General features: G+C 34.1%; 25 protein-coding genes. 13 read left to right on the top strand and 12 right to left on the bottom strand.

Annotation, left to right across the window (positions count from 1 at the left end; genetic code table 11):
* Nucleotides 1-61: 61 nt before the first annotated feature.
* A complete protein-coding gene (locus OO712_RS04830; protein ID WP_109877150.1) occupies nucleotides 62-649 on the bottom strand; it encodes an archaellin/type IV pilin N-terminal domain-containing protein in 588 nt (195 codons plus the stop codon).
* 123 nt (nucleotides 650-772) lie between these two features.
* Between OO712_RS04830 and OO712_RS04825 the strand changes: the two genes are divergently transcribed.
* Nucleotides 773-2,164 (top strand): DUF7467 domain-containing protein, encoded by a 1,392-nt coding sequence (locus OO712_RS04825; protein ID WP_146196000.1) that lies wholly within the window; start codon nucleotides 773-775, stop codon nucleotides 2,162-2,164.
* Nucleotides 2,165-2,237: 73 nt separating this feature from the next.
* On the opposite strand, the gene OO712_RS04820 is transcribed toward OO712_RS04825, so the two are convergent.
* From OO712_RS04820 to OO712_RS04805, 4 genes are read right to left on the bottom strand one after another with little or no spacing between them, the layout of a single operon-like run.
* Nucleotides 2,238-3,983 (bottom strand): hypothetical protein, encoded by a 1,746-nt coding sequence (locus OO712_RS04820; RefSeq protein ID WP_225866890.1) that lies wholly within the window; start codon nucleotides 3,981-3,983, stop codon nucleotides 2,238-2,240.
* A gap of 38 nt (nucleotides 3,984-4,021) precedes the next feature.
* The gene (locus OO712_RS04815; protein ID WP_109877152.1) at nucleotides 4,022-4,729 is read right to left on the bottom strand and encodes a hypothetical protein; all 708 of its coding nucleotides are present in this window, start codon (nucleotides 4,727-4,729) and stop codon (nucleotides 4,022-4,024) included.
* A 5-nt stretch (nucleotides 4,730-4,734) separates the two neighbouring features.
* Nucleotides 4,735-5,208: a hypothetical protein gene (locus OO712_RS04810; RefSeq protein ID WP_109877338.1), complete on the bottom strand. Its 474-nt coding sequence runs from the start codon at nucleotides 5,206-5,208 to the stop codon at nucleotides 4,735-4,737.
* Nucleotides 5,209-5,261: 53 nt separating this feature from the next.
* Nucleotides 5,262-6,416, bottom strand: coding sequence for a TackOD1 domain-containing metal-binding protein (locus OO712_RS04805; protein ID WP_109877153.1), 1,155 nt, complete (start codon nucleotides 6,414-6,416; stop codon nucleotides 5,262-5,264).
* A 135-nt stretch (nucleotides 6,417-6,551) separates the two neighbouring features.
* On the opposite strand from OO712_RS04805, the gene OO712_RS04800 reads away from it, so the two are divergent.
* The 4 genes from OO712_RS04800 (at nucleotide 6,552) to OO712_RS04785 (ending at nucleotide 11,158) form a co-directional block, all read left to right on the top strand.
* Nucleotides 6,552-8,165 (top strand): type II/IV secretion system ATPase subunit, encoded by a 1,614-nt coding sequence (locus OO712_RS04800; protein ID WP_109877339.1) that lies wholly within the window; start codon nucleotides 6,552-6,554, stop codon nucleotides 8,163-8,165.
* 2 nt (nucleotides 8,166-8,167) lie between these two features.
* On the top strand, nucleotides 8,168-9,088 hold the full coding sequence (locus OO712_RS04795) for a type II secretion system F family protein (RefSeq protein ID WP_109877154.1): 921 nt from the start codon (nucleotides 8,168-8,170) through the stop codon (nucleotides 9,086-9,088).
* Nucleotides 9,089-9,092: 4 nt separating this feature from the next.
* A complete protein-coding gene (locus OO712_RS04790; protein ID WP_109877155.1) occupies nucleotides 9,093-10,010 on the top strand; it encodes a type II secretion system F family protein in 918 nt (305 codons plus the stop codon).
* A gap of 290 nt (nucleotides 10,011-10,300) precedes the next feature.
* Nucleotides 10,301-11,158, top strand: a complete 858-nt coding sequence (locus OO712_RS04785; protein ID WP_109877156.1) for a TrmB family transcriptional regulator — start codon at nucleotides 10,301-10,303, stop codon at nucleotides 11,156-11,158.
* Here the strand turns inward: OO712_RS04785 and OO712_RS04780 are convergent.
* The gene (locus OO712_RS04780; RefSeq protein ID WP_109877157.1) at nucleotides 11,150-11,551 is read right to left on the bottom strand and encodes a DUF2203 domain-containing protein; all 402 of its coding nucleotides are present in this window, start codon (nucleotides 11,549-11,551) and stop codon (nucleotides 11,150-11,152) included. The two genes, OO712_RS04785 and OO712_RS04780, sit on opposite strands and share 9 nt — an antisense overlap.
* Before the next feature lie 72 nt (nucleotides 11,552-11,623).
* On the opposite strand from OO712_RS04780, the gene OO712_RS04775 reads away from it, so the two are divergent.
* Together OO712_RS04775 and OO712_RS04770 are read left to right on the top strand one after the other, a co-directional pair.
* A complete protein-coding gene (locus OO712_RS04775) occupies nucleotides 11,624-11,902 on the top strand; it encodes a hypothetical protein (RefSeq protein ID WP_109877340.1) in 279 nt (92 codons plus the stop codon).
* Complete coding sequence (locus OO712_RS04770; RefSeq protein ID WP_109877158.1) at nucleotides 11,899-12,297, top strand: pyridoxamine 5'-phosphate oxidase family protein; 399 nt, start codon at nucleotides 11,899-11,901, stop codon at nucleotides 12,295-12,297. Before OO712_RS04775 ends, OO712_RS04770 begins: the two co-directional genes overlap by 4 nt.
* A 17-nt stretch (nucleotides 12,298-12,314) precedes the next feature.
* On the opposite strand, the gene OO712_RS04765 is transcribed toward OO712_RS04770, so the two are convergent.
* From OO712_RS04765 to OO712_RS04755, 3 genes are all read right to left on the bottom strand, one after another.
* Nucleotides 12,315-12,704 (bottom strand): response regulator, encoded by a 390-nt coding sequence (locus OO712_RS04765; protein WP_109877159.1) that lies wholly within the window; start codon nucleotides 12,702-12,704, stop codon nucleotides 12,315-12,317.
* Nucleotides 12,705-12,773: 69 nt separating this feature from the next.
* A complete protein-coding gene (locus OO712_RS04760) occupies nucleotides 12,774-13,808 on the bottom strand; it encodes a DMT family transporter (protein WP_225866893.1) in 1,035 nt (344 codons plus the stop codon).
* A 60-nt stretch (nucleotides 13,809-13,868) separates the two neighbouring features.
* The gene (locus tag OO712_RS04755) at nucleotides 13,869-14,474 is read right to left on the bottom strand and encodes a hypothetical protein (RefSeq protein WP_264953955.1); all 606 of its coding nucleotides are present in this window, start codon (nucleotides 14,472-14,474) and stop codon (nucleotides 13,869-13,871) included.
* A gap of 88 nt (nucleotides 14,475-14,562) precedes the next feature.
* Between OO712_RS04755 and OO712_RS04750 the strand changes: the two genes are divergently transcribed.
* Together OO712_RS04750 and OO712_RS04745 are read left to right on the top strand one after the other, a co-directional pair.
* Entirely contained in the window at nucleotides 14,563-15,060 is a 498-nt protein-coding gene (locus OO712_RS04750; RefSeq protein WP_109877160.1) for a HEAT repeat domain-containing protein, read from the top strand.
* A 68-nt stretch (nucleotides 15,061-15,128) separates the two neighbouring features.
* Entirely contained in the window at nucleotides 15,129-15,905 is a 777-nt protein-coding gene (locus tag OO712_RS04745; protein ID WP_109877161.1) for a histidine kinase, read from the top strand.
* 93 nt (nucleotides 15,906-15,998) lie between these two features.
* Here OO712_RS04745 and OO712_RS04740 read toward each other — a convergent pair whose 3' ends face one another.
* Nucleotides 15,999-16,232 (bottom strand): hypothetical protein, encoded by a 234-nt coding sequence (locus OO712_RS04740; RefSeq protein WP_109877162.1) that lies wholly within the window; start codon nucleotides 16,230-16,232, stop codon nucleotides 15,999-16,001.
* A gap of 124 nt (nucleotides 16,233-16,356) precedes the next feature.
* Here OO712_RS04740 and OO712_RS04735 point away from each other — a divergent pair, with 124 nt between their 5' ends.
* Both OO712_RS04735 and OO712_RS04730 read left to right on the top strand, forming a co-directional pair.
* Nucleotides 16,357-16,635, top strand: coding sequence for a peptidylprolyl isomerase (locus tag OO712_RS04735; protein WP_109877163.1), 279 nt, complete (start codon nucleotides 16,357-16,359; stop codon nucleotides 16,633-16,635).
* 254 nt (nucleotides 16,636-16,889) lie between these two features.
* Nucleotides 16,890-17,165, top strand: coding sequence for a hypothetical protein (locus tag OO712_RS04730; protein ID WP_109877164.1), 276 nt, complete (start codon nucleotides 16,890-16,892; stop codon nucleotides 17,163-17,165).
* Here the strand turns inward: OO712_RS04730 and OO712_RS04725 are convergent.
* Both OO712_RS04725 and OO712_RS04720 read right to left on the bottom strand, forming a co-directional pair.
* The gene (locus OO712_RS04725; RefSeq protein ID WP_370684789.1) at nucleotides 17,162-18,643 is read right to left on the bottom strand and encodes a DEAD/DEAH box helicase; all 1,482 of its coding nucleotides are present in this window, start codon (nucleotides 18,641-18,643) and stop codon (nucleotides 17,162-17,164) included. The two genes, OO712_RS04730 and OO712_RS04725, sit on opposite strands and share 4 nt — an antisense overlap.
* A gap of 236 nt (nucleotides 18,644-18,879) precedes the next feature.
* On the bottom strand, nucleotides 18,880-19,068 hold the full coding sequence (locus OO712_RS04720; RefSeq protein ID WP_109877166.1) for a hypothetical protein: 189 nt from the start codon (nucleotides 19,066-19,068) through the stop codon (nucleotides 18,880-18,882).
* Nucleotides 19,069-19,234: 166 nt separating this feature from the next.
* On the opposite strand from OO712_RS04720, the gene OO712_RS04715 reads away from it, so the two are divergent.
* The gene (locus OO712_RS04715) at nucleotides 19,235-19,720 is read left to right on the top strand and encodes a deoxycytidylate deaminase (protein WP_306307578.1); all 486 of its coding nucleotides are present in this window, start codon (nucleotides 19,235-19,237) and stop codon (nucleotides 19,718-19,720) included.
* A 4-nt stretch (nucleotides 19,721-19,724) separates the two neighbouring features.
* Complete coding sequence (locus tag OO712_RS04710; RefSeq protein WP_109877168.1) at nucleotides 19,725-22,283, top strand: DNA-directed DNA polymerase I; 2,559 nt, start codon at nucleotides 19,725-19,727, stop codon at nucleotides 22,281-22,283.

The following is a 22,283-nucleotide window of genomic DNA, read 5'->3' as shown; positions in this document are numbered from 1 at the left end:
TTTTTCTCCATTTTTCATTTTTTCGCTCCATCGTTTTTCATAAAAATGAAAAAATGTGGAGTTAACCACTTTGTTGACCTGCAATTATTGTTCCTACAAACACGGCACCATTAGCAGTTGTTAACTTGAATTGGGTGTCTCTACCAGATTTGATATTTTCACCAAGATTCATTATTATTGTTGCTTGTTGGCCAGGTTGAAGTTCTGCAGACGATGTAGCCAAAAAGGTTCCAGGTCCGGTTGTAAGAACCTGATAATCACCAGATCCGGGCGAAGATGTAGTATAGTTGTATACTGCTCCACCAAATCTCACCTCACCAAGAGTTACCTTACCTACACTGTTACTCTGTATATATACAGATACAGATTCACCTATGATTAGACCGTTACCTGCAGTGTTTCCTGCAGCAAATGTTGTTCCATCATGATTTAACAGAGTAGTACCATCTGTGGCATCATAACCAGTGAATTTCAACGATTCAATGTTTGGTGAACCGCTGATTTGGGCAGAACTAAAGAATCCTTGTGAGAACACAAAGACAATACTTCCACCAACTACTGCTATTGCTACCAAAAGAAGTGTTGCAATTACTGGAGCAACTGCTCTTCTCGAAGTCAACTTGTTTTGTTTTGACTGTAGTTTTGTCATTCTAGAGTTAATAAAATCAAAACAGATGTTAAAGTAATTTGTGTTCAAACAACACAGCAACTTCAAATGTTGTTCAAACATTACAACACAGTTCATTTTTACTCATGAAAATGCAATGATGTAATGACAAAATTAAAGACGACTTTGACAATTTCAACAATTGCGGCAATATTGATTATTGGCGGATTTGTGTCAGAAACTCCAAATGCATTTTCAACATATGGAGGTAACCATGATAATCATGATAATTACCACTATGATGATTGTGATGATAGACATCATGATAAGAATAGACATGATGACTGTGATAATGAACCAAAAGATCCATGTGATTGTGAAAAACCAGACACGCTCAAGTTCATCTTTTCTACACCAAGTGGAGAAATAGACAGTGAATTCAAAATTGAAGTTTACAAAAAACTAAACGACATAGGTAATAAGGATAAAAAATTGATGAGTATTGTAGGTGTTACAAATTTAGGAGATTATCAAATCGAATCATCTAACTTTGGAAAAGATAAATTAAATTCAAACACGGTTATTGCGATTTATAAAATTGTAGAAAACCAGGATGACGTGTTAGTTTCTTCAATGGAAATACATACATCATGTTCGCAGCCACTTTACAAAGGATTGACAGTGATTAATAGCGGTTATGCAGTAGAAATCACAGATGGTTTGAAAAATAGTGAAACATCAATTTCAGAATCAGATCCTCTTACTTGTGAAGACGACCCTGTTAAAATGGGCAGCATCACAATAAGAAAAGCCATCACAAACGATAATGGCGGAGATGCCGCTCCAGCAGACTTTACAATTATGTTAACTAACGTGGAAACAAATGAAGAGATCATCTTGAATCATGATCAGGACGAATCATCAGACCCACTAGTTAATCTAAACAAAGTCCCTGTTGGCACGTACAAGATTTCCGAATCAATTGCCGATACAGTCACCGCCACATACACTACTGTTCTAATCACAGGAGACAATCAATGTCCAACAATGGTTGAAGAAGAATTTACCATTAAAAAAGGCAAAAGCATCACATGTACAATATACAATGACGACAATGGTGACGGTTCTGGAGGACCAGGAGGAATTGTTTTCCAAAATAACTCAATGGAAATAAACATTGAAGAGACAGCCATAGATACTCTAGACAGTTGTGATCATTATGTCAATGGAATCAAAACAGATCCATGCATACAGATAATCGGAGACAGTGGAAACATAGGAATTGTTGATTCTGAATTATCTTCGACAAATACAATTGTTCTATTCAGCGTAGTTGAAAAAACAATTGATCCAGATGAAGGTGCAACAAATGCAGATTGTAGACTTGAGAGAATAATTGCCCATGACAGTACATCAGATTTCCTAAGAGACAATGACGGAAACCTGCCAATGAATCCAACAGATAACCTTATGGTGTTTCTTGGATGTTCAGGAATTGATTCGGGCAAAGTCTACAAAATAAACTATGTTATGATTGACCCAACCATGGGATCATAACACCAATTTTATTTTTTTAATTATAAAATTAATACCAAACATTTAATGAATTGAAATCACTTGAGCAATTAATCTAAGGTACTACTTGTAAAATAATTTCAGCCAATGGGCCAATGGCTACATCGCCGCTACTAATTCCATCGGCTAGAATATACATTACATAAAGCTGAGTTGATGTAACAGTAGGTGCAGTGACTTGAAATTCTATGGTCTGTGTATCCAATGGACTTGCAATATCAGAATTAAGAACACCTACAATTTGTGAAGACCCATCAGCAAAAATCTCAATAGGATCCATGGTGAATCCAGGGGCATTTAGTATTGAAGGATTACTCCATCCTTTAGGAATGTTAATGATTAATCTAGAATCAGTCGCCTGAATTACGTGACTAAGATTAGTATCAAAATCAGTCAAAGTTGCGTTAAGTTTGATTGTATTTCCACTAGAGATTCCATTAATGCTTGAAAGAATATTTGCATTAGATGTAGAACCAGGCACATCCGTCAGATACACATTTGGCAATGTTGTAGCGCCCTCGTTATATGACGTACCATAGCCAGATTTGCCAAATTGCCCCAGAGTAGTATACACACTCACATCAACAGGAACAGTTTCAAGAAAATCTCCACTACTCCCTATGAATCCAGGTTCCACTAATGCCAAGAAAGATACATTTGATAAACCAGGAACAGATACAGGATTGTTAAGATTCTTCCACATCAGTTGATTGGGCATTGGACAACTCCATGTTCCACCCAATGATGGATCAACATGTTGAGCTTGACAGGCGTTGCCATTATTATCAGTAAAAATTTCGTCACCACCAGTATATCTTGTAGATGTTGCAGTAATTACAATCTTACTTACTTCGAGATCTTTTTCAACAGGATTGACAACATTAATTCCCCAAATGCCTTGCTGTCCAGATTCACCAAAAGGAGCAGGCATCACAATAAACAGTTCAGGTTTTGCCAAAAGATCTTGTGTCAAAACAATTAATTCGTCAGAGCCTGAAGTTGAATTTGCCGGATCACGTAAAATACTTTGGTCAGATGCAACATTACTTTGAACCAAGTTGTTGTTTGCATCCAACCCAGTTACAAAATTTGAAAAATCAACATTTGTATCTGCAGTTCCATCAATTGTATAATCCCACAAAAACAAAATGGATTCACCCGGAATCAAATCTACTGAAGACAGATTAGGTCCAGAATAACCAACGACAACACCAGGAGGATTTACAGAAATGGTAGAAGGAGCAACATCGTTGATTTTTAATTGTCCAGTGTTTGTAACGACCATCCCTATCGTCACGTTTTGTCCCAGAATCACATCAGGAGGATCAGTTACAAGAACTGAACGCAGATTATTGATAGAAGAGCCACCTGATCCTACCACTAATTCTGCAATTTCAATTGTTCCCAATGACGATACTACTTTGATGTCATATGAATCAGGAACCATGTAAAGAGATTGAGATGCAAGTATTGAAGAAGGAATACCACCAGTGATAAAAGAATCATCATAATCTACAGAATATCGTGTAGCAGGCTGAGAAGATAATGTCTTGTTAATAATCCAAAAACTGGAAATTTCTACTGGATTTTGACCGAAATTAGTCACAGAAATATCCAGTTTATTGCTAGAATCGGTTGAAACTGCAATTCCAAATCGTTCTTGTTGTTTTTTTAGTTCTACATCAGAGATAATTCTTTGAGTGGTAACAATATCAGTTTGAGCATCAAGAGCCAGACTCAAAACAGAAAAACCTGCAACCATCAATACAGTGAAGAATAGTGCTCCCACAACAGAGGACAAGCCTCGTCTGTTTTGGGCAAAATTCTTTGATTGAAATTTTATTGTGCACCACCGCTTTCAATCAAAAACTCTGCAGGTTGAATCTGTCCAGAATTTAGCAGCAACCGAATTCCTTTGTTGAGTTGAATGTCAGGATCAACAGAATCCAACTTGACCAGAATATTTACTGTTTGCCCACTTTGAATTTGAGTATCTTCATTTTGAATAATTGAACCTGCACTAATAGGTAAAATTGAGAACATCCCATCTGCAGGATATTTACCGTTAGTTAATGGGACAGTAGTATCCAACACTACACCAGAAGTGGCAGCATCCCAAGAATAATAGATGCCGTTAATGGAAATTCTTTCCAGGAAAATTGAATTTAGATTATTGTTTTGTATTTGAAATACAATAAATTCTGTGCCACCATTTAGAGGAAGGTCATTTGGATTACCACTACAGCTAGAGCGACACAAAACCGAATCATATTTGTTATCAACATCATTCAATGTCAACAACCTAGAAGAATCTCGTGTATCATACGCTAAAAGCAGAATGTTCAGAGATGATGCTTCAAGTGTAGAAGTCGTTCCCAAATTTCCTGAAAGAAATGCATCATTCATAAAATAAGTTAGAGTGCTTGCACCAGTAACAGTTACTGCCATCAGCATCATTGTACTGATTATGTCCGTGACACCTCTTCGGTGTTTTAAACGAGAGTTTTTTCTCATCTCATATGTGTCAACAATATTTTTTGATTTCATTGCAATTATGTGTTAAACGGACTAGCTACAGTAGTGAAGAAATTCCCCTTAGCAGTGGTTAATGAAATGCGATATTCAGAGTTGACATATGCAGGATCATTCCAAGTTCCAGACCCTTGAACCAATATTATTTGTGCATCATCTAGTAAATCCAACACTAGTTGGCGATTATCTTTTAGCTGTATAGTTTGATCCAGATCAACCCAATTTGAAATGATTTCCTGATTATCAATATTCAATATGGTGATACTAACAATAGTGGATTCAACAGTGCCAATATTTGCCAAATCGATTATCAAATTGTCTGTATTAGGCTCAAATCGAACGTGTTCAAATATAATATCTTCTCTATGAATTTGATTTTTGGATGCCTCATGAAACGACAAATCATATGTAAATGCGCTAATACTGTTCATCCCGTTAAATAAAATTACAGACCCAACAGAGCTGACAATTCCCAAAATTACAACACTGCCCATTACTTGGCTGACAGCACGGCGATTTTTTAGAAATGGGTGAGAAAAGGCATTTTTCACTTTTTTCCACCATTCTCAGAATACCATTCAGAAACAAATTTTTCAACACGTGCAATAATTTGCGAGAAATCAGATTCGGAGATTAAATGAATCCCATAATGATTTGCCAGATTTTCCACGCCCTCATTAATTCCAGATATAGTTAGAAGCAAGGTCTTTTCAGGATCAATGTCTAATTTCGGGACTAAAACATAATTCATATCTGATTGATTGATTCCATCGGGATGATTTTTTATAAAGATCAGTATCGATTCATTAGTAATGTTGCTCTTTCCGTAAATTGGAATTTCATGTACGTTATTACTTTTTCCTTTTATTGAAATATTGAGTTTTGCATCAAAATTAAATCCCTGCAATAGTTTTAGCAAATCATCTTTAATCTGATTGGTATCAGAATTAATTGATGTTTCAGAATTTTTTAATTTATAACAATATGTTGGAATGAATTGTCCAGAGTTTGTATCAAAATCATGCTCATATTTTCTGCAATGTAATTTGATTACAGCATTATCAAATTTTTCAACACAGTCAATACACTGATACCACATTGCTGGAACACGTATTTCTTTTTCAAAAATTTTTATCTGTTTCTTGCATGAAGGACAGCGCGAATTTTCAGGGTCTGTAAAATCAAAATTCGTACTTTCGGTGATATAGCCACACATCTTATGTTCAAATAGATTTAATTTTTCAACATTCATTGAATGGCATTTTGGGCAATAAAGGCGCACGCTGGATGAATGAGTGTCAGGATGAATTGGACAAACAATTAATTTTTCATAAATTTTTTTCTCTAAAATACCGTCAGAGACAAGATCATCAAGACATGCAATGTTATCTTGAACCTCACCTATTTTTGAAAGAATCGGATAGAATAATTTTCCTTCATTGTAGTCTACGAATGGGATAATTGTTCTATCTTTGAGATTTTGAACTTCTTGGATTAATTTTACCGCTTTACTAGTAGATGGTTTTAGAGAGTCAGATTCATCAACTGAGACAGGGTTATTTACAGATAATTCCTCATCATTAGTGTCAATTTTATGCTCATTTGAGTTTCCCTTAAAAATAGAAGACAGGTTGTCAAAGCCACCTATTTTATGGGGAGGTTTTGATTCAAATTTAGAATTATTATTTTTCTTTCTAAACAATATTTTCCACCTCATAAAGTATGAACATATCTATCATTGCAGTTGTTTTATTAGGAAAAAGAACAGTAAAAGGCAAATGCTGTTCATATGGACGAACATGCGTTAAAACGCATCAGAGATGTATTAAACCTGAAAATGAGGCTAAACATATTCAAAGAAAAGTTATCAGAACTGCAAAAATTACGTGTGGAAACTAAGGAGGTTGCAAAATCAATCAAAAATCAACCAGAAACTGTTTCAAATAATGCAGAAAACAATACAAAAATTCCTCAGTTTATGACATTGTCAAAATTAGAATGGGACAGTAATGAAATTCATGCAGGAATAATAAAAGATCCAACAGCAAAAGGAGGGCTGAGATATCAGGTGATAGAACCTGTTCTATCAGAAAGAGATCAAAAAGCTTTTGAGATTATCAAAAAATTGCTCATGACAGAACTTACAGTATCACTCCAAGATATCAAATCAAAGAAAGATGCTGAAAGACGACTAAAAAAGAAGATTGCATCTATGGTTAAAAAATACAGATTGAACATTCCCAAAAAAAACATAGCAAAAATAAATTATTACGCAATTAGAGATTTCGTTCATCTCGGAAAAATAGAGCCATTGATGAGAGACCATATGATTGAAGAGATCAGTTGTGATGGTACAAACATACCAATCTACATTTGGCATAGAGAACACGAATCCATGCCAACAAACATCATCTTTGAAAAAGATGCAGAATTAAATAATTTTTCAAGAAAAATGGCATACGTTTGTGGAAAGCATGTTTCAATGGCAGACCCAATAATTGATGCGTCGCTTCCAAATGGAAGTAGAATCAATTTGACATTGGGCCATGAAATTACTAAAAGAGGCAGTACATTTACAATTAGAAGATTCAGGGCAGACCCAATAACAATAATTGATTTGATAAAATTTGGAACAATCTCAGTAGACATTGCAGCATTCATGTGGTATTTGGCTGAAAAAAAATCAACAATGCTCATTGCAGGAGGAACTGCAAGTGGCAAAACTACAGCCCTAAATGCCCTAGCCTCATTTATCAAGCCAGGTGAAAAAGTAGTAAGCATAGAGGATACCCAGGAACTAAACCTGCCTCATGAGAATTGGATTCCTGCAGTATCTCGACAGAACTTTACAGATACACAAATTGGGGAAATTAACCAATTTGATCTTCTAAGAGCTGCCCTCAGGCAAAGACCAGACATCATTATTGTTGGTGAAACAAGAGGCAGAGAAGCATACACCTTGTTTCAGGCAATGGCCACGGGTCACGGAGGATTTTCATCCATACACGCAGATTCAGTAGAGGCGACACTTACCAGATTAACATCATCTCCAATGGACGTGCCAAAAGCGTTAATCGCAAACAGCCTTGATTTAATCACACTTCAACTAAAAATCAGAGTAGGCAACAAATCAGCTAGAAGAATCATTCAGGTATCAGAGATTGATGGAATTCATGAAACAACTGGAGAAATCAGAACGCATGAAATTTTCAAATGGAACCCAAAAACAGACACTCATGACTATATGGGAAATAGTGTAATTTTTAGAAAACTCAAAGAAAGAGACGGAGACAGTGAAGAAAAAATCAATTACGAATTAACAAAAAGGAGATTAGCTCTGGAATGGATGGTTAAAAACGACATCCGTGATCATAAAGAAGTTACTTCAAACGTTATGGAGTATTATGCTGATCCAGAAAGGTTCTACGAAAGAAAAAGACTAGAGGTATAATCATGAATGTAACTGAAAAGAAACAAAAAAAGAGCGAAGAAGAATCAGTTGGGCAAATTCATGTGTATAGTTACAAATTACTAAATGAGCATGTAAAATTTTTGCATCCAAAATTAAAATCATTGGATAAATCAATCAAACAGGCAATGATGCCAATTCCATTTGAGGTCTATGTTTCAAGTATGATTTTCTTTAGTATGATTGCAGGTGCATGTGGCGCAGTTTTAGGATTTGTGACAGCACAATTTATCAATATTCAACCAGCAAGTTTAGAGATTTTACTTCCAGTATTAGGAGGACTGGTGTTATTTGGAATAACATTTGGGATTTTACAAATAATTCCAAAAGTTAGGGTGACAAATAGGTCCTCAAAACTCATAGAAGAAATCCCTCATTTCATAGGATACATGTCAACTCTTGCAACCAGTGGCCTTACACTGGAAGGAATTTTCAAAGCAATAGCAAAAGAAGAAACAGAGGAAGACATCGTAAAGGATGCCAGATACATTGTAAGAAATATCGACATTTTAGGCATGGATTTGATTAGTGCAATTAAGGATTTGATACATAGGACACCAACAGGACCATATTCGGAATTGCTAGAAGGTGCAGTAGTTACAGTTCAGTCTGGAGGAGATCTCAAAGAATATTTCAATGCAACAGCAAAAGTTCAGCTCGAAGAAAAAAAGATGTTGATGCAAAAAACTACAGAATCTCTGGGAAGTGTTGCAGAAATTTACACCATTCTGCTAATTGTATTTCCGTTATTAGCGGTAATCATGTTATCAATTATGGGCATAATGAGTCCCAGCCTTGCAGGATTTGATTTGATCACATTGATGAATATTCTAACATTTGCAGTAATTCCACTTAGTGGGGTATTGATGTTAGTCATGATGGACACCATGGTTCCAAAGAGGTAAAAAAATGGAAAGCAAACAAAAAAGAAAAATTAAAAGAAGAAGAATCGCAGTAATTGAACCTAGAAAATCAATACTAAAAAATGAAATTCTAAAAACAGCATCATTTTCTATCATTGCAGCTACTAGTGTAATTTCAATGAGTTTCTATTTTTCAGGATTTTCTGAATCTACAACAATCAGAGACATAGGATTAATCTTTGGGATACTTGTAGGAGTCATTCCATTAACCATCCACCAACTAAAAGAAGTACAAAGAAGAGACAGCATAGACAGGAATCTCCCAGTTTTTTTGCTTGCATTGCTAAGTTCCGTTCAGAGTGGTGCAAACCTGATCAAAGCAATAGAGCAAGCAGGTGAAAGAAATCTAGGAGCATTAACACCAGAATTGAGAAATCTTAGGGCCAACATTAGTTGGGGAACACCAATTGAAGATGCTTTTGAGAACTTTGCAGAAAGGACAGGTACTAGAGTTGCAAGGAGGGTTACAGTTCTGCTAGAGATGGCAATGAAAATTGGAGGAGACGTATCTGAAAACCTCGAAATGATTCAAAAACACGTTTCAGACATGCAAAATATAGAAAAGAGTAGAAAATCTGCACTGCAACCATATACATACACAATATACATTTCATTTGCGGTGTTTTTAGCAGTAGCAGTTTTGCTAACAACTAGCTTTTTCACTGAAATTGAAAAAGTTCAGGACGGATTACTTGAATCAGGTAGTGGTACCGAAGGATTGTTTGGCTCGCTAGCCAACATGGATATTGCCCAATTAGAATCAGGATTATTCAACATGGCAATCATTGAGGCAGTCTTTGGCGGACTAGCTGCAGGAAAGATTGGGTCAGGATCATATGTTGCAGGTACAAAACATGTTGTTGTGATGATCATAATATCAGTAATTGCATTTAACATAGTCTAGTTCGCAATTTGGACATTTTTTAAAAAAATATCAGTGTGAATAAAGGAAAACATCAAAGAATGTAGAGAGGATTTTTGTTCATCTTAGTAAAACATTTTGTTGTGATTAAAAAACAACATATTTTGTTTTTTGTGTGTGCTATCGTACAAACAGAACCTTTAGTTCTATTTTGATCTAAATTTTGCATCGATGATGGAAAAATTATGTTTTGTGAAACTGGTAAATTCTGCGAAAATACTAAATGCCATTAAACAAAACGAGTCTAGGTTAAAAAGGATGAGAGAAAAAGAATGTCTTACCAAGATCAAGTAAGTAGAATAGCAACAGAGTTAGAAGAGATTTTAGATCTTGATGACCTGGAAGCTAAAGTGTATCTAAATTTACTCAGAGCAGGTCCAATTACTGCAAGTGCGCTTGCAAAAGAGCTTGATATCGATAGAGCCAGAATGTACAGGACAGTAGACAGGCTAGTTAATAGAAATATTATCTCAACAACATTATCCAGTCCCAAATTATGTATTGCGTCAGACCCTCATGATGCACTGAAAATTGCCCTGAGTAAAAAAGAAGACGAAGTAAATAAAATCAAGAAATTAGGTGAGGCAATCATTGACAAAATCAATGAGGAGATCACATCAAACCAAATCAACACAGTTCCAACATTTAGAGTGGTTCAAGGACGTCAGAACATCTACGCGGATATTGCGCAGCTAATCGAAAATTCGGTTGATACAATATACATTGCCACAACACTTGACGATGTCTCCAGAATGTATCACAGCACAATTCCAGAAAAAATCAGCATTTGTGAAAAAAATGGTGGCAAAGTGAGATTGCTTGTAGACATGAATGATCCAAAACTTGCGCCGTTTGTTAAAAGATTCAATGCTACTGAAACAAAAATTGGCAAGATGCCATCAAAGGGAAGAATAGTAGTGCAGAAAGACAAAAAAATGATAATGTCAGATCATGCCGCATCCTCTCAATATTCAGGTTCAGATTCAGACTTTTCATTATGTACAAATTCAAATGAAATGGTTGACAACATTTTCACATTATGTTCATTTCTATGGGATTCATCAAAACCACTCAAAACCATAGATGTCAAAAATTTTATCAAAAAGACAAGTGAAGACCAGTCACACTAAAGATTCATCATTGACTTCTATTGGTTTTCGGCCCATAAAACCAGAGTCTTTCTCATGCCAAAATTTTATTTCTGTTTCCCCATATTTCCAGCACAGCCAAACCTCTTCATCAAATCTCTTAGAAGGAAAATCAAGCAGACCCTGCTCAATACTTTTGACAGATACGCCAGTATTTTCTAGAATCTCAACTGCCTCATAGAATTTAGTCACTGCCGAATTTAATTTCTGTTTCAGAGTGATGAATTCTTCAAAAGAATTGGTAGTTGAAATGCACATTTGCAGTTGTTGTTCTAATTTTGATACTTCATTCTTTTTCGATAACGCATACTCGAATTTTTTTATCACATCTGGAAGAGCAACATTAGCCTCATTTGTAGTAAAAAAAGAGAACATATGTTTTCTCAGGAAGGAGGGATTAAAAATCTTAGGCACAAATTTATTAATAATTCATATCGAAAATGCCATATGAGTGAAGATCCTTTAGAAGAAATCATTATTCAAGTAATTAATGGCGCAGTATCAACTATTCCGGCTTATTTGCAAGACATTAAAGAAAACAAGGATATACTCAAAGTAGAAAACCCCCAAGAATTTGTTTATGGCATTGTAATGGGTATGGCACTTGGGATGGGTGGGGCAATACTCAGTTCACAAAAAGAGATTCCCACCACAGAAGATCAGATGAAAATCAGAGACATAGTATACAAACATATTCCAGACATAAGAGAACGAATATTCAGTTGATAGAATTTAGTAAAAATGAAATAGTTTTTCTAGAATCTCTAGAAGAGGCAAGAATTGCTACATCTCATAACGACATACCACATGTAAAACCTGTATCATATGTACTCAAAGACAACGTCATTTTAGTTGCAACAGATTACAATACACGAACATTTTCGAACATAAAATCAAATCCGAACACAGGAATAGTTGTAGACATATACAAATCAGGAAATCACAAAGCTGTTTGCATTCAAGGAAAAACACAAATTATTGAAAGTGGTCCTGAATTTAAAAAATATTATGATGTGTTTTATAAAAAATTTGAATGGGTGCGAAGAGATCCATGGACTGAGAATGAAGCACCATTTCTGAAAATCATTCCAAGCAACAAAGTAAGTTGGGGATTAAAATAAAATGTTTTAAAATAGGATCAAGTATACATTGAGACAGGATTATCAAAGTGCTCAATTAATTGTTTGATTTTTTGAATATCAAATGGTTTGTAAATAATTGCAGTAACCCCATTATCTTGTAAAATTCTTTCACAATCACTAGACGTATTTCCAGTAATAATTATCACTTTTGCAGACGGGTTGATTTTTTTAATTTCTTTTAATGCTTCGATTCCGTTTAATTTTGGCATTTCAACATCCATAAATAAAATATCTGGCTGGTGTTTTGAAAAAAGGTCTATTGCATCCAATCCGTTATGGCCTATTGCCAAAATTTTCAAACCAAGAAGTGCCAATAATTCAGAGAAAAGTTCAGTGATTTGAACATCGTCATCTATAATTACGCATTTTTTGGTTATCAATCCCATATTTGGTATTGATAACTAAGTATTAAGTTAATCTTTTATTATATATAACAAAACGACCTCATACAGAGGCTACAAAGAAATCACAGTTTTTGGATTGTTTTTTGTAAAGTTTTCATTAAATTTATGCTCAAATTCATCACCATTATTTGGAACAGAACTACCTTCTAACTCAGGATCTGCAGATTCAGATTCTGCCAGTTTATTTCTCAAAAAGAATATACCGATAAGAGTAATTCCCAAAGAAATTAAATCAATGATAGTAATTTGTTCAGATAGAAACACGCCTGCAAAGATAATTCCAAATACCGAAGTTGTAGAATATAACAAAACAGTTCTCACAGCACCAATTAATTTTAGTCCTGCCAAAAATAACAGTGTAGACATACCTGTACCAAATATAGAAATAAGCATAATGTTCGGGATGTATTCTAACTTGAAATCCATCGGAATTTGAAGTAAGAATAAAAATGACAGTGCAATTATGGCACAAAAAAACGAAGTAATCTGTGTCACTCTTCTAGCATCATATTTATCGCCTACATACTTGCAAATTGTGATATCCGCAGCATAAAGAAATCCAGAAAGAATAATCAAAAGATCACCTGTAGCTAGATGCTCAAAATTCATTCCATTTTGATAAATATTATTTCCGATTGGAATTATCATCATTCCAATAATGATCATAGAAAAAGGAATGCATTCTTTTATGTTAATTCGTTCTTTGAAAATGACCATTGCAAGAACTAATGAAAAAATGATTTCACTATTACTAAAAATAGATGCGTTTACTGCAGATGAGTTTTGCAAACCAAAAAAATATGTTGAAAGTGCAGCTACCTCAGACAATCCAATTAAAGCCATAAACAAAATGTCTTTTTGAGAGAATTTGCTAATTGCATCAGTTTTACGTGCTATAGGCGTAAAAAAAGCCGTACAAATCATGTAAATTAAAAAGGTCATAAAAATAGGATTAATTTCCATTGTATTTACCCCCATATCCAACATGGGTTTTGACAACACATGTACAAGGGATGAAAGCACAGCTGCAAGTATGATAAAATAATATCCATATTGTGACTTTTTGCTGCAGAGTTTAATTTTCAATTAATCCCATATCTGGGATCAATGTCATGCTTTAATAGTGTGATCTTATTGTTTAATAAATTAAATTTGGATTGTTTGAAAGATCGAGCTTTTGAGAATATCAGAATCAGATAATTGAACATCAACAGTCAACTTGTCTTTTTCAATGTTAATTTTCAAGTTACTAAATGCGCAAGCATATTTGTTGATTTTTTTATTGTCAACAACGATTTGTTCTGTTTGATATATCAGTCCGTCATCAATGAGACTGTTTATTTTTCGATATCCAGAAGTTCTCGGTAGTTGACAGTCCTTCAAAATATCATTAATTATTTTTGGAGAACTTGAAACTGACTCGATTATTTTCTTCTTTTCCAAATCACCAAACGCCTGTAAAATTACAGAGTTTACGTATGAATCGGACAAAGTATACCAATGATCTTTTGATTTGTTGGATTTTGTGTGAAAAATATTTTCAAATATTTTTTTCTCTATTCCATCAGCACCTTTTCCAAAAAATTCCCTCAACACAAGATCTAGTTTATCAAATTCTTCTATAGCCTGAGTAATCGAAAGTCCAAATTTTTCAAATAGACGGTCATCTATTTTTTTTACAGTTTTTGCACCCAGATTTTTTTCAATGATTTCGTTAAGTGATTTTGCCAACAAATGATCTAGTCCAGACATCACATATTCATACATTATCTAGTTTATTAGTTTTTTTTCATGGGAATAACAGGAATTTTTAATAGATAGTGATTCCCAGATTTGGGATATGGCCATTCAGATTTTTGATGAGGAAAACATTAGAGATATGCCCAGTGAAGAAAGATTCAATTTTTGCGAAAATGTATTGAAACAGGAACAAGACGAATCTAAACGATGGGATGCAGTTTGGCTAGCTGGAGAATTAGCCGAGAACACAAACAATAATGATAGAATGCGCAAAAAAGTTGCAGATCTCATGGAATGGGTATTAAGAAATGACACAAATGGAGTAGTAAAGCACGAAGCTAGTTTTCAAATTGCTGCAAGAAACTTGAGAGATAAAATTCCTCTACTTGTAGAAATCTCATTTAATGATAAGAGTGTATTGTCAAAACATGAGGCAATTGAATCATTAGGATTAATGAGAGCTTTTGAAGTTGAAGAAAAGATCAAGTTATTACGCAATGATCCCAGCATAGACGTAAGAGAGACTGCAGAATTCATTCTCAAAAGATTTGAAAGATTACGAAATTCTGGAGAATATACACCATCCACGATTCTGTAACTTAAGATGAAATCAAAAAATCGTTCCAAACGGTTAATTAATAATCAAACATGAGATGATTATTCAATTTGGCAGAACCAAACACAGTCCCTTCAAAATTGCGTACCAACATAAATTACAAAGTTATTGCAGGAATTATTTTTGCAGTAATAGTTTTTCATGTTTATGTAAATTATTTTTCCAATCCTGAAGATTCAGATTCAATAATTTCAATTTTTTCATTTATGAATCCATTAGCTGTATCAATAGCATCATTTATTGTAGCTATCAAATATATCGATGCAGGCATATACAGAAAAGCAAACATTTCATTGGGTTTTGCATATTTGATGGTATTTCTGGGAGAATTAACTTATCTCATTTATGATTTATTTTTAGATATTGATCCTTATCCTTCGATTGCAGATGTTTTCTTTTTCTTGCAATATCCGCTAACATTGACATATGTAATTTTGAACATTAGGTTTTTCTCATCATTTTCAAACAAATACAAAGCATGGGTTATTTTACTACCTTCGATAATTTTGACCATTTATTCAATCAATGCATTAAATGAATACGGAGAAGCAGGATTTGATTTCTATTATGGATTAATTTTTGTTTCATCTGCAGGAACACTTTTGGCATTTTCAATTTTGGGAGCCACCATATTCAGAGAGGGATTATTAGGAAAAGCATGGATGATACTAGTAATTGGAATTTTGACAATCACTATTGGCGATATATGGTATTACTACCTAGAACTAATAGACGAATATGATCTTAGTGATCCAGTAAATCTTTTTTGGTACGGTGGAGCATGGATAATCATTTATGCATTATACAAACATAAAAAAACTATTTAGTATGATTTGAAGGATATTAAATTCAAGACAGGTCTTAGAAATATAATAATTTTAAATGATCCATAGAAATTATTGTAATAAAAATCATAAATTTTATTCAGAAAGAGATTGAGTATGAGTTTTAGATAGTTTTGCAATTTTTTTATTTATTGCCGCAACGTCATTTTTTGATAATGTAGGTTTTTCATTCTTGACAATTCTGCATTCTTTAGTAATTGGCAAATCTTTGATGTTAGAATATTGTTCAAATGTAAGCAATGCAATTTCTGACTTTTTATCACCCTTAAACATGAACTTTACCAGCAGTGAGGGAGATTCATCATCCATACAATCATAGTTTATGAATATAATAAAAAGAGTTCTGTCACAATATAAAAACAACTTTTGGAATCCAAGTTAAATCCATCATAAAATAAGAAACAATTAAGAAATAGAAAAATATGAAAACTTCATGGCAATTAAGATAAAATGCTCACATATTCTTGTATCAAAACAAAGTGAGGCACTTGCAATTTTAGAGAGGATCAAAAAAGGAGAAAAATTTGGAAAATTGGCAAAAGAATTGTCAATCGATTCAGGGAGTGCAAAGAAAGACGGAAGTTTAGGCTACTTCACTAAAGGAATGATGGTAAAACCATTTGAAGAGGCAGCATTCAAGCTTCAAAACGGAGAGATTTCAGAGCCAATAAAAACAGAGTTTGGATACCACATCATCAAAAGATTAGAGTGAATTTTATTGCATGGGTTTTGATTTGATCACCACATCATAATCAATTTTCGGACTAATTTTCTTAAAATTTGCTTTAATTTATGCAGGTGATTTTTTCTCTTTTTGAATCAATTCGGTAATTCTTTTGATTTTTGTTTATTAGAACATATCAATATGATTACCAAAAAAAGATTAGTGTGGCGTATTAATTTCCATGTCTAAAAAACTAAAATAAAATACACAACATTTTTTGAACCAAAATAGAAAAGATGTTCATGGTAACCATATCTGAGAAAGACATAGAAGAAATTATCACATATTTAGAAAAATCAATTATGAATCTGACAAAACAAACATTAGAGAATTTCGAGACTGGAGGTGAATTTCAAGATACAAGAAAATTTCTAGAAAACCAATTTGAAATAAGGTTGGAAAATCTGCTTATCGCAAAAAATAGCAGTACACATCATTTAGAATCAGGAATGAAGAATAGAATCATCCAAAGAAAGCAAAAGATTTTTGAAAAAATTTCTAAACAATATAGAATCTAAAGAAATGCATCAAGTCCTGTTTTCTGGGATTCAATTTCATGATTTTTTTCTAACAATTTGGTCATTTTATCCCCCATAGATTTTGCTGCAGTCATTTTTCTTTTTCCTATCCAATAGTATGTTTCATCAATAGTGTTTTTTGCAATTAACACCACTAGTTTTCCAATGTCTTTTCTTCCGGTTCTACCCCTTCTTTGAATGAATCTAATAGAGCTTGGAACATTGTCATAAAAAATCACTTGATTTACTTCTGCAATATCCAATCCCTCCTCACCAACACGAGTTGCAACCAATACTTGAAAAATACCATCTCGGAATTTTTGTACAGTCTCAATCTGCTTTTTTTGTTTCAACCCAGCATCACCTGCTTTTCCAATTAATATTCCTGCAGAGATTCCCATCTCAGTCAATTTATTGAAAATCAAATCAACGGAATCACGATAACTGGTAAAAATTAGAGCCTTTCCTGGAACAGATTCAAGAATTTCTTTGAGTTTTGGAATTTTTGAATGTTCAATTCCTCGTGATTGCGCTTCTTTTGCAAGATGGATTGCCCTTGTAAAATTAGGATCAACCTCAAAGAGTTCCTTGATTCCCACACCTTTTTTTGCCTGTACACGCTCACAAAATTTCAGGAAAGGAGTGATCCCATGAGCCTCCAATATGTTCAATGCATAATGAATTCTAATTCCTGTAAAGAGGGGTTTTGCAGAACGTCTGTTCTGATTTAATACAAATTGTCTAATTCTAAGAAGCACAGAAAGAGATTGCTGTTCTGCCATCCGAATTCCATTTTTTCTCAAAGTTTCATATCTTTCATCCAATGCCAATTTCAGTAATTTCTGAATCGATTTTAATTCAGGCGGAAGTTCTACGTTAATCCATTCTGTATGAGTTTCTTGTGTGTATGGTTTTACATCAGGACTATCCTCTCTTCGTTCAGCTACGCTAGAAATTCGAAGCTTAGTTAGAATCTCTGTTGCTTTTTCTTTCTCACTAGGAAGAGTTGCAGTCATTCCAAGAATTCTTGCAGTAGAATTTTCAAAACTTTCGGCTATTCCAGAATACGCATAATCACCAGCAGTTCTATGTACTTCATCAAAAATCACCAGACTGAATTGATCAGGAGTGATGATTCCACGAACTAAATCATTGCGTGCAATTTCAGGAGTGGCGCAAATCACGCTATTATTCCAGAGTTTGGTTCTTTTTGATATTGGATCTTCACCAGTAATTAACGAAATATCATCCAGAGTAAGATTATCTTTTAGGAATTCAAAATGCTGGTTTACCAAAACTCGTGTTGGTGCAAGAAACAAGATTCCACCAGAACCTCTTGACAAATATTCTGCAATAACTTGTAATGCAATCGCAGTTTTTCCTAGGCCAGTAGGTAAAACCACAATACAGTTTTCCTCTATTGCTTGATTTGCAAGATTTACTTGGTAATCACGTTTTTCAATAGAATTTTTTTGCACATACTTTTTCTCAAGATATTGATTCAATCTAAAATAAGAATCAGAATTTATTGATTTTATGCTTTCGTGTAGTAAAGTATTAGCTATTGCATACTTTCTTGTTTATTTGAGAGCAAGCCACAGGCACAATTCATACGTAATTTCAGCCATTTTTGAGGCATAAAACACCATAATTTTCTAAGAAAAAAAGTCGGGTTTTTGGACGATATGGAAAAAAGAAGATTGGAAAAACTGGATCATTCCAGTTTTTTCTTGGCTTTGATAATCATTAACGTCTCTTCACGAAGATGTTTTTTCAATAAGCGTTCATGATCTTTTTTGTGTGCGCTGTATGCTTTGTTGAGAGCCTGTTTTGTCTTTGCTCTTTTGACTGCATTTTGAAATTTTTTGTGAATGACATTTACTTGAGACGAATAGCTTGCCATTGAATCGACATACCAAACAAGACTAAAGAAGTTTGTGATGCTGGAATTGAATCATTTCAGAATTGATCGCAAATCAATCATCAGTTAACGTGATCCATATATTGAGCAGTTAAACATAATTTGTGTGAATAATACTTTTGACAGACCCGGATGGGATGAATACTTTATGCTTCAAGCAGAATTGGCAAAACTTCGTTCAAATTGTATGACACGACAAGTTGGTGCGGTTATTGTAAGAAACCACAGACAAATAGCAACAGGATATAACGGTACGCCTCCTGGAATCAAAAATTGTTTTGAAGGAGGATGTAAAAGATGCACACTGAGAATGGAGGGAAAAATTGAATCGGGCGCATCACTCGACAGATGTCTTTGCAATCATGCAGAAGCAAATGCGATAATGCATTGTGCAATTTTAGGAATAGAGGCAGGCATTGAAGGGGCAGTTCTATACACAACGTTTGTTCCATGTTTAGAATGCACAAAAATGGCAATTACTATTGGAATTAGAAAATTTGTTTGTCTTGACTCCTATCCTGAAACAGATTATGATTTACTAAAAGAAGCAGGAGTGGAAGTTATTCAACTAGAAAAAAATAAAATTGTAAAATGGGCAAGCCAACTAGTAAACAAATACGAGAAATCTGTGTAAGAAAATGCAAGTAAATGTTACAAAGACCGATGAGGTTGAATCAATGTCTCCATCTATGTTAGTATCTGCAACATATGACAATAATTCAAAATCAGCAATTTTAAAATTCTACAATCCAGAGTCGCAAAAATTAATTTTATGGAAGGACGAGACAGGGCATAAACCATACTGCTATTCACGATTAGCTCCAGATGAGTTAGACTTTCTTCAAGAAAGAGAAGACGTTATTGAAATCAAGACTGTTCAGCGACATGATCTAATAACAGATAAAGAAATCAATATGTCAAAAATTACAGTTGCAGATCCATTAGCAATTGGTGGAACTACAGGAGACAAAAGTATCAGAAACATTATTGAGACATGGGAGTCAGACATCAAATATTATGAAAATTACCTATATGACAGAAAGTTAATTGTTGGCAAATATTATGAAGTAGTAGATAAAAAACTAAAACCACATGATTTAGAAATTTCTGATGAAGTAAAAATTGCTCTAAAAAGTTTGCTTTGGGATAAAGTAGACAGTGAAAGTATGGCCGATTCAGAAGAATTCAAAAAATACATTACAGAATGGGCAGATTTACTAAATCAACCAATCCCAAAAATAAAAAGACTCAGTTTAGACATAGAGGTAGAAGCTGAGATTGGAAGAATCCCAGATCCAAAAATCGCAGAGAAAAAAGTAACTGCAATTGGAATGAAGGGTTCAGATGGATTTGATCAGATTTTTGTTCTCCGCACAGAAGACACAGAGGAAGGAAAAAACGAATTAGACCAAAACGTCAAGATCACATTTTATGATTCAGATAAAGAAAAAGAAATGATACAGGATGCTTTTCAAATTATCAGAGAATTTCCATTTGTAGTAACGTATAATGGAGATGAATTTGACTTACCGTATCTATACAACAGGGCAGAAAGACTGGGCATAAAAAATTCTGAAAATCCTTTTTACATGATGCGAGATTCTGCAACACTAAGAGAAGGAGTTCATCTCGATTTGTATAGGACTCTCTCAAATCGTTCATTTCAAATTTATGCATTTAGCCAAAAATACACTAATTTTTCACTAAATAGTGTGTCAAAGGCACTACTTGGAAAAGAGAAAATAGATTATGGATTAGAGTTGGATCAATTATCACTATACCAGACTGCAAATTATTGCTACAATGATGCACTGTTAACATTTGAACTTACAAGCTTCAACAACGATTTACTGATGAATCTACTTGTAATCATTGCAAGAATTGGTAGAATGCCAATCGACGACATTGCAAGAATGGGAGTATCTCAATGGATTAGAAGTTTGTTATACTATGAGCATAGACGAAGAAATTGTCTGATTCCAAAAAGAGAGGAGTTGCAAAGAAGATCAGAAGGAGTGCTATCTGATGCAGTAATAAAAGATAAGAAATACAGAGGAGGCCTAGTAGTAGAACCAAAAGAAGGAATTCATTTTGATGTGGTGGTGATGGATTTTGCCAGTCTATATCCAAGTATTATCAAAGTAAGAAATCTGTCATATGAGACAGTGAGATGCTCACATGAAGAATGTAAGAAAAACATCATAGAGCAAACAAATCATTGGACGTGTTCTAAGAGAAACGGGCTGACATCAATGATCATCGGGTCATTAAGGGATTTGAGAGTAAACTATTACAAAAGCCTATCAAAAAAAGAGACCTTAACTGATGAGCAAAGACAGCAATATACAGTAGTCAGTCAAGCACTCAAGGTAATTTTAAACGCCAGTTATGGGGTAATGGGGGCAGAGATTTTTCCACTATATTTTCTGCCAGTAGCAGAAGCTACAACAGCAATAGGAAGACACACCATTTTAGAGACAATTAAAAAATGTGAAGGCGTAGGAATAGAAGTACTCTACGGAGATACAGATTCGCTGTTTATCAAAAAACCAACTAAAGAGCAGATTCAAACAGTAATAGAGCAAGCAAAAAAAGATCATGGGGTAGATCTAGAGATAGACAAAACATATCGATATTGTGTATTAAGCAATAGAAAGAAAAATTATCTAGGAGTTACAAAGGATGGAAATGTAGATGTCAAAGGACTAACAGGAAAAAAGTCACACACACCGCCATTCATCAGAAAGTTATTTTATGAATTATTAGATGTTTTATCCAAAGTTCAATCAGTAGAAGATTTTGTAAAAGCAAAACAACAGATTTCAGAAAAAATATCAACATGTGGAAAAAAAGTAGAAGCAAAGGAAATCCCGCTAGAAGATTTGACGTTTAATGTAATGCTTAGCAAAGCGCCATCAGAATACACAAAAACTATTCCTCAACACATTAGAGCAGCCAAACAACTAGAGACAATCAGAGAGATAAGAAAAGGCGACAGAATTTCATATATTAAAATCCTAAACAAGCCAGGTGTAAAACCAGTTGAGATGGCAAAAAAAGAAGAGATTGATTCAAAAAAATACATGGAATTCATGGAAGCAACGTTAGAACAGATAACATCATCTATGAACTTGGATTTTGATACAATTTTGGGAAAACCAAAACAAACAGGATTAGATGAATTTTTTTGGAGTTAA

It is taken from the genome of Nitrosopumilus zosterae (genome assembly GCF_025998175.1).
Lineage (GTDB): Archaea > Thermoproteota > Nitrososphaeria > Nitrososphaerales > Nitrosopumilaceae > Nitrosopumilus > Nitrosopumilus zosterae.
This window is presented reverse-complemented; position numbering and strand designations above follow the sequence as displayed.